The organism is Longimicrobium sp., assembly GCF_036388275.1.
Lineage (GTDB): Bacteria > Gemmatimonadota > Gemmatimonadetes > Longimicrobiales > Longimicrobiaceae > Longimicrobium.
Window position 1 is genome coordinate 1 of record NZ_DASVSF010000105.1, and the last position, 12,616, is coordinate 12,616.

General features: G+C 73.9%; 2 protein-coding genes. Both read left to right on the forward strand.

Annotated features, from left to right (window positions below):
- Positions 1 to 7,834 (forward strand): amino acid adenylation domain-containing protein (locus VF632_RS23365; RefSeq protein WP_331025349.1); only part of this gene is annotated, 7,834 nt, incomplete at its 5' end.
- A gap of 491 nt (positions 7,835 to 8,325) precedes the next feature.
- A partial coding sequence (locus VF632_RS23370; protein WP_331025350.1) for an amino acid adenylation domain-containing protein occupies positions 8,326 to 12,616 on the forward strand: 4,291 nt, incomplete at its 3' end.

Here is a 12,616-nt window from a genome sequence, read left to right on the forward strand (position 1 = left end):
GCGCGCGGAGAACCCGGATCGCGGCGCACGGCCGGACCAGCTGGCGTACGTGATCTACACCTCGGGCTCCACGGGAACGCCCAAGGGGGTGATGGTTCCGCACCGCGGCGTCCCCAACCTGGCGTACGCGCAGGCCCGCCGATTCGGCATCGACGACACGAGCCGCGTGCTGCAGTTCGCCTCGTTCTCCTTCGACGCGGCGGTGGCGGAGCTGTTCGACGCCCTGCTGGCCGGAGCCACGCTGGTGATGGGGTCGCGGGAGGCGCTCCTTCCGGGTGAGGGGCTGCTGGAGACGCTTCGGCGCGGGCGCGTGACCGTGGCCACCCTGCCGCCGCCGGTGCTGGCCATGCTCGCGGCGGACGACCTGCCGGAGCTGCGCACGGTGGTGAGCGCGGGCGAGGCGGTGGACGCCGCCACGGTGGAGCGGTGGAGCGCCGGGCGCGCCTTCGTGAACGCGTACGGCCCGACGGAAACGACGGTCTGCGCGACCTCCGCCGCGTGCGAGGCGGACGGGCGTGCGCCGGCGATCGGCCGGCCGCTGGAGAACGTGCGGGTGTACGTGATGGACGCGGCCGGCCAGCCGGCGCCGGCCGGTGTCCCCGGCGAGCTGTACGTGGGGGGCGTGGGCGTGGCGCGCGGCTACCTGGGCCGGCCGGGGCTGACGGCGGAGCGCTTCGTTCCGGACCCGTTCGCGGTGGAAGGCGGTGCGCGGCTCTATCGGACGGGCGACCGGGTGCGGTGGTCGGCCCGGGGCGAGCTGGAGTTCCTGGGGCGGGTGGACCAGCAGGTCAAGATCCGGGGCTTCCGCATCGAGCCGGGCGAGATCGAGGGGGCGCTGCGGCGGAGCGAGGGAGTCGCCGACTGCGTGGTCGTGGCCCGCGAGGACGTCCCCGGGGAGAAGCGGCTGGTGGCGTACGTGGTGGGCGGCGTGGAGGCGGGTGTCCTGCGCGAGCACCTGCTCCGGGAACTCCCGGAGTACATGGTTCCGTCCGCGTTCGTATCCCTGGACGCGCTCCCGCTGACGCCCAACGGCAAGCTGGACCGCAAGGCGCTGCCGGCGCCGGAGCTCGCGTCGGGCGAGGAGGCGTACGTAGCGCCGCGCACCCCCGTGGAAGAGATGCTGGCGGGGGTCTGGGCCGAGGTGCTGGGGCTGGAGCGGGCGGGGGTGACGGAAAGCTTCTTCGACCTGGGCGGGCATTCGCTCCTGGCCGCGCTGGTGATCTCGTCGATCCGCGAGCTGTTCGGCGTGGAACTGCCGGTCCGGGTGCTCTTCGAGGGGCCCACGGTGGCGGAGGTGGCGAAGGCGGTGGAGGAGATGCGCCGCGCGGAGCTGCCGGTGCTGCCGCCGGTGGTGCCGACCGAGCGCACGGGAGCGTTGCCGCTCTCCTTCGCGCAGGAGCGGCTCTGGTTCATGGACCGGCTGGAGCCGGGAGGCGCCGCCTACAACATTCCCGAGGCATGGCGCCTGGGAGGTGCGCTGAACGAGGGGGTGCTGGAGCGGGCGCTGGGCGAGATCGTCCGGCGTCACGAGGCGCTGCGCACCACCTTCGCGGAGGTGGACGGCTCGCCGGTGCAGGTGATCGCGCCGTTCGGCGGGTTCGCCCTGCCGGTGGGGGACCTGTCGGCGGTGAGCGAGGCGGATCGCGAGGCGGTGGTTGGGCAGCGGGCCGGGGAAGAGGCGCGGCGGCCGTTCGACCTCGCGGCGGGCCCGCTCTTCCGCGCGGCGCTGCTGCGGCTGGGCGCGGAAGACCGCGTGCTGCTGCTCACGATGCACCACGTCGTCAGCGACGGGTGGAGCATGGGGGTGTTCTTCCGCGAGCTCTCCGCGCTGTATGCGGCGTACCGCGAGGGGCGTGAGTCGCCGCTGCCGGAGCTGGCGGTGCAGTACGCCGACTACGCGGTGTGGCAGCGCGAGCAGCTGGAGGGCGAGGTGCTGGACCGTCAGCTGGCGTACTGGAAGGAGCGCCTGGCGGGCGCGCCGGAGCTGCTGGAGCTGCCCACGGACCGTCCCCGCCCGCCGGTGCTGACGTACCGGGGCGAATCGGTGTCGGTGGAGTTCTCTCCGGAGCTGCTGGAGAGGTTGCAGGCGCTGGGGCGCAGCGAGGGAACGACGCTGTACATGACGCTGCTGGCTGCCTTCCAGGTGCTGCTGGGCAAGCACGCCGGCAGCGAGGACGTGGTGGTGGGGAGCCCGATCGCCGGACGCACGCGGAGCGAGGTGGAGGGGCTGATCGGCTTCTTCGTCAACACGCTGGTGCTGCGCACCGACCTTTCGGGAGACCCGGGCTTCCGTGAGGTGCTGCGGCGGGTGCGGGAAGTGACGCTGGGCGCGTACGAGCACCAGGAGGTGCCGTTCGAGAAGCTGGTGGCCGAGCTGCAGCCGGAGCGCAGCGCGAGCCACTCGCCTCTCTTCCAGGTGATGTTCACGCTGCAGAACGACGGGGGCGGGGAAGGGCGAGGCGCGCTTCCGGGCCTTCAGGTGGGTGGCGCCGGAGGGGCCGTGGAGGTCGCCAAGCACGATCTCTACCTGGCGCTCGCGACGACTCCCTGGGGGCTGCACGGAGAACTGAACTACAGCACCGACCTCTTCGAGCCGGGGACCATGGAGCGCATGGTGCGCCACCTGGAGCGCGTGCTGGAGCAGGTGGCCGCCGACCCCGACGTGCGGCTTTCGCGGCTGGAGCTGCTCGGGGAGTCGGAGCGCGCGCTGGTGCTGGAGGCGTGGAACGCGACGGACGCGGAGTTCCCGGCCGACGCGTGCGTGCACGAGCTGTTCGAGGCGCAGGCGGAGCGCACGCCCGAGTCGGTGGCCGTGGTCTTCGAGGATCGCTCGCTCAGCTACGCCGAGCTGAACGCACGGGCGAACCGGCTGGCGCACCACCTCCGGGAGCGCGGTGTCGGTCCGGACGTGCGGGTGGGGATCTGCGTGGAGCGCGGCCCGGAGATGGTGGTGGGCCTCCTCGGCGTCATGAAGGCGGGCGGGGCCTACGTTCCGCTCGACCCGTCGTATCCGGCGGAGCGGCTGGCGTACATGCTGGCCGACAGCGCGCCCGCGGCCGTGCTCACGCAGCGCTCGCTGCACGGGATGGACGCGCTGTTCGCGGGCATCGAGGCGCCGGTGATCGACGTGGAGGGCGCGGAGTGGGCGGACCACCCCGTGACGAACCCGGAGCGCGGCGCGCTCACGCCGGCGCACCTGGCGTACGTAATCTACACCTCCGGAAGCACCGGCCGTCCCAAGGGCGTCGCCGTGCCGCACCGGGGCGTGGTGAACCACCACCGCGCGTTCCACCAGATCGTGGGGATGGAGGCGGCGGACCGGGTGCTGGCGGTCACCACGTACGCCTTCGACCCTTCGGTGCTGGAGATCTTCCTCCCCCTCTTTCACGGTGCGCGGATCATCGTGCTGCCGCGGGAGCGGGCCGCCGACCCGGCGGGGCTGGCGGAGGCGATCCAGGCGTACGCGCCGACGGTGATGCAGGCCACGCCGGTCACCTGGCGGATGCTGGTGCAGGCGGGGTGGGAAGGCGCGCCGGACGTGCGCGCGCTCTGCGGCGGCGAAGCGCTTCCGGCGGAGCTGGCGTCGGCGCTGCGGAGCCGGGTGGGCGCGCTCTGGAACGTGTACGGGCCCACGGAGACCACCATCTGGTCCACCGCCGAGCCGGTGCGTGCCGATTTCGCCGCCGCCGCCGGACAGGTGCCGGTCGGGCGGCCGCTGGCGAACGCTCGCGTCTACATCCTGGACGCGGCGGGCCAGCCGGTGCCGGTGCGGGTGGCGGGCGAGCTGTACATCGGGGGGGCGGGGGTGGTGCGCGGCTACCTGGGGCGGCCGGAGCAGACGGCGGAGCGCTTCGTGGCCGATCCGTTCGGCGGCGAGCCGGGAGCGCGGATGTACCGCACGGGCGACCTGGCGCGGTGGCGCCCGGACGGAACCATCGAGTACCTGGGCCGGACCGACTTCCAGGTGAAGGTGCGCGGCTTCCGCATCGAGCTGGGGGAGATCGAGGCGCGGCTCGCGGAGCACCCGGGGGTCCGTGAGGCGGCGGTGGTGGCGCGCGAGGACGTGCCGGGCGACCAGCGGCTGGTGGCGTACGTGGTCGGCGACGCGGACGCGGAGGCACTCCGTACGCACCTTTCCGCCGCGCTCCCGGAGTACATGGTCCCGGCGGCATACGTGCGGCTGGACAGGTTTCCGCTCACGCCGACCCGGAAGGTCGATCGAAAGGCGCTGCCGGCCCCGGAGGGAGACGCGTATGCGTCGCGGGAGTACGAGGCGCCGGTGGGCAGGATCGAGGTGGCTCTCGCGGAGATCTGGGCGGAGCTGCTGAGAGTGGAGCGGGTGGGCCGGAGAGACCACTTCTTCGAGCTGGGCGGGCACTCGCTCCTGGGCACGCGGGTGGTTTCGCGGGTGCGGGAGGTCCTGGGTGTGGAGCTCCCGCTCCGCACCCTCTTCGAGCGGCCGGCCCTTTCCGGGCTGGCGGCCGAGATCGAGCGTCTGCGCGGCAGTGGCGCGGCGGCCGGCGCCGGCGACATCGCCCCCGCCGGGCGCGAGGGCGACCTGCCGGTGACGTTCGCGCAGGAGCGGCTCTGGTTCGTGGACGCGCTGGACCCGGGAAGCCCGGTGTACGCCATGCCGTTCTCGTTCCACATCACCGGCCGCCTCGATACCGACGCGCTTCGCCGCGCGCTGACGGAGCTGGTGCGCCGCCACGAGCCGCTGCGCACGACCCTTCCGGCCGTGGACGGCGTTCCCGTGCAGCGGATCGCCCCGCCCCCGGCCAGCTTCGACCTTCCGGTCACCGACCTGCGGCACCTGCCGGAGGGCGAGCAGCGGGCCGAAGGCGGCCGCCTGGCGGCCGAATCTTCGCGGCACCGGTTCGACCTGGCGCGCGGGCCGCTCTTCCGCGGGTCGCTCGTCCACGGCGCGGGAGACGAGCACATCCTCCTCCTCAACCTGCACCACGCCATCGGCGACGGGTGGTCGCTGGAAGTGCTGAAGGAAGAGCTCTCCGCCCTGTACGGCGCCTTTGCGCGCGGCGAACCGTCGCCGCTGCCGGAGCCCGCGCTGCAGTACGCGGACTACGCGGTGTGGCAGCGCGCGCGCCTGTCCGGCGCCGTGCTGGAGCGGCAGCTGGAGTTCTGGCGGCAGGCGCTGGACGGCGCTCCGGCGCTGCTGGAGCTGCCGACCGACCGTCCCCGGCCGCCGGTGGAATCGCACCGCGGCGCGCTCGAGAGCCTGGTCGTCGCGCCCGGCCTGACGGCGGAGGTGAACGCGCTCGCCCGCCGCGAGGGGGCCACGCTGTTCATGGTGCTGCTGGCCGCGCTGGACGTGGTCCTGGGACGCCTGGCCGGACAGGACGATGTCGTGGTGGGGACGCCGATCGCGGGGCGGACGCGGGCGGAGACCGAGCGGATGGTGGGCCTGTTCCTCAACTCGCTGGCGCTCAGGACCGACCTTTCGGGCGACCCGACCTTCCGCGAGCTGCTGGGGCGGGTGCGCGAGACCACGCTGGACGCGTACGCGCACCAGGATCTCCCCTTCGAGCGGGTGCTGGAGGAGGTGCGTCCCGAGCGCAGCATGGCGCACGCCCCCGTGTTCCAGGTGATGCTCAATCTCGCCAACTTCCAGGACGGAACCTTCCAGGCCGAGGGGCTGGCGGTGGCGGGGGCCGGCTCGCTTGGCGAGGCGACCAGCAAGTTCGACCTCACGCTGTACGTGGGGGAGGGCGACGGGACGATCTTCGTCAATCTGGTGTACGCCGCCGACCTGTTCGACGCGCGGCGGATGCGCGAGTTGCTGGCGCAGCTCGAAGGCGTGCTCCGCCAGGCCGCGGCCGCGCCGGAAACCCGCGTGGGTGCGCTGTCGCTGGCGACGGAGGCGGCGCGCGGCGTCCTTCCCGACCCGGCCGAGCCGCTGGACGACACGTGGCGCGGCGCGGTCCACGAAGTGTTCGCCGCGCGGGCGATGGAGACGCCGGACGCGCTGGCGGTGGAGGACCCGCGTGAACGCTGGACGTACGCCGAGCTGGACGGCGCTACGGACGGCGTCGCCCGCGCGCTGGCGGATGCCGGGGTGGGGGTGGGGGATGTCGTCGCCATCACCGGCCACCGGAGCGCCGCGCTGGTGCGCGCGCTGCTGGGAACGATGAAGAGCGGCGCGGCCTTCCTGGTCCTCGATCCGGCCTACCCGCCGGCCCGCCTGGCCGAGTACGTCCGCATCGCGCGCCCCGCCGTGCACATCCACCTCCCCGCGGCGGGCGATCTGCCGCGCGAGGCGCTGGACTCGATGGGGGAGACGATCCGCGCGACCGTCGTCATCCACCCGCGGAGCGAAGAGCCCGCGGACGCGATGGATTCTTCCGGCGATCCGCTGAACGTGGACGTCGGGCCGGACACGCTGGCGTACCTGTCGTTCACCTCGGGGACCACCGGGACGCCCAAGGCGGTGATGGGGCGGCACTCGTCGCTCACGCACTTCACGCCCTGGCTGGCGGCGGAGTTCGGTCTCTCCGCGTCCGACCGCTTCAGCCTCGTCTCCGGGCTGGCGCACGACCCGCTGCACCGCGACGTCTTCACCCCGCTCCAGCTCGGCGCCGCGGTCGTCGCGCCGGAGCCGGACGGAATCGGCACCCCCGGCTACCTCGCGCGGTGGATGCGCGAGGCCGGAATCACCGTCGCGCACCTTACCCCCGCGATGGGCCAGCTGCTGGCGGACGCGTCCGAGGGGGAGCGGATCGATTCGCTGCGCCGCGCCTTCTTCGTGGGCGACGTCCTGCGCCGCGCCGACGTGCAGCGTCTGGCGGCGCTCGCGCCCAACCTGCGCGTCGTCAACTACTACGGGTCTACCGAGACGCAGCGCGCCGTCTCGTTCCACGTGGTCGACCCGCAAGCCGAGCAGAAGGAGATCATCCCCCTGGGACGCGGGATTCCCGGGGTTCAGCTCCTCGTCCGCAACACGAGGGGGGAGATCGCGGGGATCGGCGAGGTGGGCGAGATCTGGATGCGTTCGCCGCACCTGGCGGCCGGCTATCTGGGCGACGAAGCGCTCTCGGCGGAGCGCTTCGTGGCCAACCCGTGGACCGGCGATCCGCGCGACCGCCTGTACCGCACCGGCGACCTGGGCCGCTACCGCCCCGACGGCGGGGTGGAGCCGATGGGGCGCGCCGACCAGCAGGTACAGGTGCGCGGCTTCCGCGTGGAGCTGGGCGAGGTGGAGAGCGCCCTTGCCGCGCACGCCGCGGTCAAGGAGGCCGCCGTGATTACGCGCGAGGCGGGCGCGGGCGACCGCCGTCTCGTCGCCTACTGGGTCCCTGTCGAGAGATCGGCCGAGCACGACGACGCCGCGCTCCGGTCGCACCTGAAGGCGCTGCTGCCGGAGTACATGGTCCCGTCGGCCTACGTGCGGCTGGACCGGCTTCCGCTGACGGCGAATGGCAAGCTGGACCGCCGCGCCCTGCCGGAGCCGGAGGCGGTGGCGAGCGAGGCCGGTACGGTGGAGCCGCGCACGGTCACGGAACGGGTGATCGCGGAGGTCTGGATGGAGGTGCTGGGCGTGGAGAAGGTGGGCGTGGAGGACGATTTCTTCGTGCACGGCGGCCACTCGCTCAAGGCGGCGCAGGTGCTGGCGCGCATCTCCCGGATGCTGGAGGTGGAGCTTCCCCTGCGCGTGCTCTTCGAGAGCCCGACCGTCGCCGGCCTCGCCGCGGCGGTTGAGGCCTCGGTCGCCGCCGCCGACGGCGGCGGCGGCGCCATCGCCGACGCTCTGGCGGAACTGGAGGGGCTGAGCGACGAGGAGGTGGCGGCGCTGCTGGCGGGGATCGGGGAGGAGGCGTGAGGGCGGGGCGTGGCCGTGGGGCGGCGGTGCGCGCCCGCGGCGCCCCCTCCTGGCCGCGTCGCCGACGACCTCCTCGTTCCGGGGAGGTTGCCGGCGAAGCATTCCGTGCACGCTGAACTCCGCGCGGCGGCCGAAAAGCCCCCTCCCACGCTTGCCGCCGCTTGCCGGGGCGGGGGCGGGGGCGGGGGCATCAGCGTAAGCCGAACAATGGCATAGATCTATACCTGCCGGGGTAGCGCAATTCGCGCAGCGGACGTACTTTATTAGACACCGCAAGCACAAATCGTTGCTCCCAAAAAGCTTACATCGACGCCTGTGGGGGTCGGGGGAACGGGCCGCCGCGGCATGCGGCCGGGCCCGTCGAACGCCCCCTCACCCGCGGCAGCCGGCCCGCCGGGCACGAACCGGCCGCGCCGCACCGAACCGCGGTCGCGAAGCACCAGGCGCCCGGCGCCTCCGTCTCGCCGGGAGCCCACCGCATACAGAGCAGGATGCCTGACATCATTTCCCGGCTGGCCCAGCTGTCGCCCGAAAAGCAGAGGCTGCTGGCGCTGAAGCTGAGGCTGAAGGCCGGCGCAGCCGCGGCGTCGGCCGGGCACGGCGGCGGCGAGCGCCCCTCCGAGTTTCCCGCGTCGTTCGCGCAGCGGCGGCTGTGGCTGCTGGATCGCCTGGAGCCGGGGAGCACCGCCCACTCGATGCCCCGCATCTGGCGCATCCCCGGCCCCCTGGACGTGGCCGCGCTGGAGCGCGCCGTAGACGAGCTGGTGCGGCGCCACGAGACGCTGCGCACGCACCTGGAGGAGCGCGGCGGAGAGCCGGTTCAGGTGGTCGCCCCGCCCGCGCTCTTCCGGCTGCAGGTGACGGACCTCTCCGCCCTCGCCCCCGACGCGGTGCACGCGGAGGTGGAGCGGCTGGCGCGCGCGGACGCCGCGGCCCCCTTCCGGCTGGAGGAGGGCCCGCTCTTCCGCGCCTTCCTCGTTCGGCTGGCGGCCGACGAGCACGCCCTGCTGTGGAACCTGCACCACGCGATCACCGACGGCTGGTCCAGCGGCATCCTGGAACGCGAGCTGAAGGCGCTGTACCAGGCCTTTTCGCGCGGCCAGCCCTCGCCGCTGGCGCCGCTCCCGCTGCAGTACGGCGACCACGCGCTCCGCGAGCGCGAGCGCCTTTCCGGCGATGCGCTCGCGGGGCTGGTGGGCTTCTGGCGCGACGCGCTGGAGGGGGCACCCACGCTGCTGGAGATCGCGCCGGACCGCCCGCGGCCCCCCGTGCGCACGCATCGGGGCGCCGCCGTGAGCGCCTCGTTGGGCGCCGGCCTCCGCGCGCGCGTGGACGCGCTGGCGCGGGCGCACGACGCCACGCCGTTCATGGTGTACCTGGCCGCCTTCCAGCTCCTCCTGGGCCGCTACGCCGGCCAGGACGACGTGCTGGTGGGCACGGCGGTCGCCAACCGCGGCACCGCGGACGTGGAGGGGATCGTCGGCTTCTTCGTGAACACGCTGGTGCTGCGCGGCGACCTCTCGGGCGATCCCACCTTCGCCGAGCTGCTGGGGCGCGTGCGCGAGGCCACGCTGCGCGCCTTCGAGCACCAGGCGCTCCCGTTCGAGAAGCTGGTGGAGGAGCTGAACCCCGAGCGCTCGCTGACCCACGCCCCGCTGGTGCAGGCCGTCATCGTCCTGCACAACCAGCACAGCGTGAGCGGTGGGCCGGCCGTGACGGCGGCGCCTCCGGCGCAGGCGGCGGGGCCCGCGCTGCTGCTGGAGGCGGCGGGGAGCGGGGAGGAGGATGCGCGTTTCGATCTCACCCTGGAGCTGGCGCAGGGGCCCGACGGCGTCCGCGCGCGCCTCAGCTACGCCACGGACCTGTTCGAGCGCGGCACGGTCCGGCGGATGCTCGGCCACCTGGCACGGGTGCTGGAGCAGGTGGCCGCCGACGCGGACGTGCGGCTTTCGCGGGTGGAACTGCTCGGCGAGGCGGAGCGCGCGCTGGTGCTGGAGGAGTGGAACCGGACGGAGGCGGAGTACCCGGCGGACCGGTGCATCCACGAGCTCTTCGAAGCCCAGGCGGCGCGGACGCCGGACGCCATGGCGGTCGAGTTCGACGGGAAAACCCTCGGCTACGGCGCGTTGAACGAGCGGGCGAACCGGCTGGCGCACCACCTCGCCGGACTCGGCGTCGGGCCCGAGGCGCGGGTGGGGATCTGCCTGGAGCGGGGGATGGAGATGGTCGTCTCCGTCTTCGCGGTGCTGAAGGCGGGCGGCGCGTACGTTCCGCTGGACCCCGCCTATCCCGCGGAGCGGCTGGCGTTCGTGCTGGCCGACGCGGCCGTGCCCGTGCTGGTGACGCAGGAGTCGCTGCGCGCGGCGCTCCCCGCCGGCGACGGCGTCGCGGTGGTGAGCGTGGACGGGGACGGAGCGCGGATCGCGGCGGAGTCCGCGGAGAACCCGGAGCGCGGCGTCTCGCCCGACCAGCTGGCGTACGTGATCTACACCTCCGGCTCCACCGGGACGCCCAAGGGGGTGATGGTGCCGCACCGGGGCGTTCCCAACCTGGCGTACGCGCAGGCCCGCCGCTTCGGCATCGACGGCACCAGCCGCGTGCTGCAGTTCGCCTCGTTCTCCTTCGACGCGGCGGTTGCGGAGCTGTTCGATGCGCTTCTGACCGGGGCCACGCTGGTGATGGCGCCGCGCGAGGCGCTTCTCCCCGGTCTGGAGCTGCTGGAGACGCTGCGGCGCGGGCGGGTCACGGTGGCTACCCTGCCGCCGTCGGTGCTGGGCATCCTCGCGCCGGACGACCTGCCGGAGCTGCGCACGGTGGTGAGCGCGGGAGAGGCGGTGGACGCCGCCACGGTGGAGCGGTGGAGCGTTGGCCGTGCCTTCGTGAACGCCTACGGGCCGACGGAGGCCACGGTCTGCGCCGCCTCCGCTGCCTGCGAGGCGGACGGGCGTGCGCCGGCGATCGGCCGCCCCCTGGAGAACGTGCGGGTGTACGTGCTGGACGCGGCCGGCCAGCCCGCGCCGGCCGGCGTCCCCGGCGAGCTGTACGTGGGGGGCGTGGGGGTGGCGCGCGGCTACCTGGGCCGGCCGGGGCTGACGGCGGAGCGCTTCGTCCCTGACGCGTTCGGCGTGGCGGGAGGGCGGCTGTACCGGACGGGCGACCGGGTGCGGTGGTCGGCCGGGGGCGAGCTGGAGTTCCTGGGGCGGGTGGACCACCAGGTGAAGGTGCGCGGCTTCCGCATCGAGCCGGGGGAGATCGAGGCCGCGCTGTCGGCGCACGCGGAGGTGCGCGGCGCGCGGGTGATCGTGCGCGAGGACCAGCCCGGAGAGAAGCGGCTGGTGGCGTACGTGGTGGGAGGTGTGGAGGCGGCCGGGCTGCGCGCGCACCTGCGGGAGAGCCTGCCGGAGTACATGGTGCCCGCCGCCTTCGTGGCGCTGGAGCAGCTGCCGCTGACGCCGAACGGGAAGCTGGACGTCAGGGCGCTCCCCGCGCCGGAGCTGGCGCCGGAGGAGGACCGGTACTTGGCGTCGCGGACGCCGACCGAGGAGGTGCTGGCGGGGATCTGGGCGGAGGTGCTGCGCCTGGAGCGGGTGGGCGTGGAGGAAAGCTTCTTCGAGCTGGGCGGGCATTCGCTCCTCGCCACGCGGGTGGTGTCGCGCATCCGCGAGGTGTTCGGGGTGGAGGTGCCGCTGCGGGCGCTCTTCGAGGGGCCCACGGTGGCGGAGCTGGCGGTGCGCGTGGAGGAGATGCGCCGCGCGGAGCTGCCGGTGCTGCCGCCGGTGGTGCCGGTGGAGCGCACGGGTGCGCTGCCGCTGTCCTTTGCGCAGGAGCGGCTCTGGTTCATCGACCGGCTGGAGCCGGGAAGCGCCGTCTACAACATGCCCATGGCATCGCGCCTGGAGGGCGCGCTGGACGAGGCGGCGCTGGAGCGGGCGCTGGGCGAGATCGTGCGGCGTCACGAGGCGCTGCGGACCGTCTTCGCGGAGGTGGACGGCTCACCGGTGCAGGTGGTCGCGCCGTTCGGCGGCTTCGTCGTGCCGGTGGAGGACCTGTCGGGGCTCGGCGAGGCGGATCGCGAGGCGGCGGTCATGCGGCGTGCGGGCGAGGAGGCGCGGCGGCCGTTCGACCTTGCCGCGGGGCCGCTGTTCCGAGCGGCGCTGCTGCGGCTGGGCGCCGAGGATCACGTGCTGCTGCTCGGGATGCACCACATCGTCAGCGACGGGTGGAGCCTGGGGGTGCTCTTCCGCGAGCTTTCGGCGCTGTACGCGGCGTACCGCGAGGGACGTGGGTCGCCGCTTCCGGAGCTGGGGGTGCAGTACGCCGACTACGCGGTCTGGCAGCGGGAGCAGCTGGCGGGCGAGGTGCTGGACCGGCAGCTGGCGTATTGGAAGGAGCGCATGGCGGGCGCGCCGGAGCTGCTGGAGCTGCCGACGGACCATCCCCGCCCGCCGGTGCAGACGCACCGGGGCGCGACGGTGCCGGTGGAGCTCTCCCTGGAGCTGCTGGAGCGGCTGCAGGCGCTGGGACGCAGCGAGGGCGCGACGCTGTACATGGTTGCGCTGGCTGCCTTCCAGGTGCTGCTGGGCAAGTACGCGGGGAGCGAGGACGTGGTGGTGGGCAGCCCGATCGCCGGGCGGGGGCGGGACGAGGTGGAGGGGCTGATCGGCTTCTTCGTCAACACGCTGGTGCTGCGGACCGATCTCTCCGGCGACCCGAGCTTCCGCGAGGTGCTGCGGCGGGTGCGGGAGGTGACGCTGGGCGCGTACGAGCACCAGGAGGTGCCCT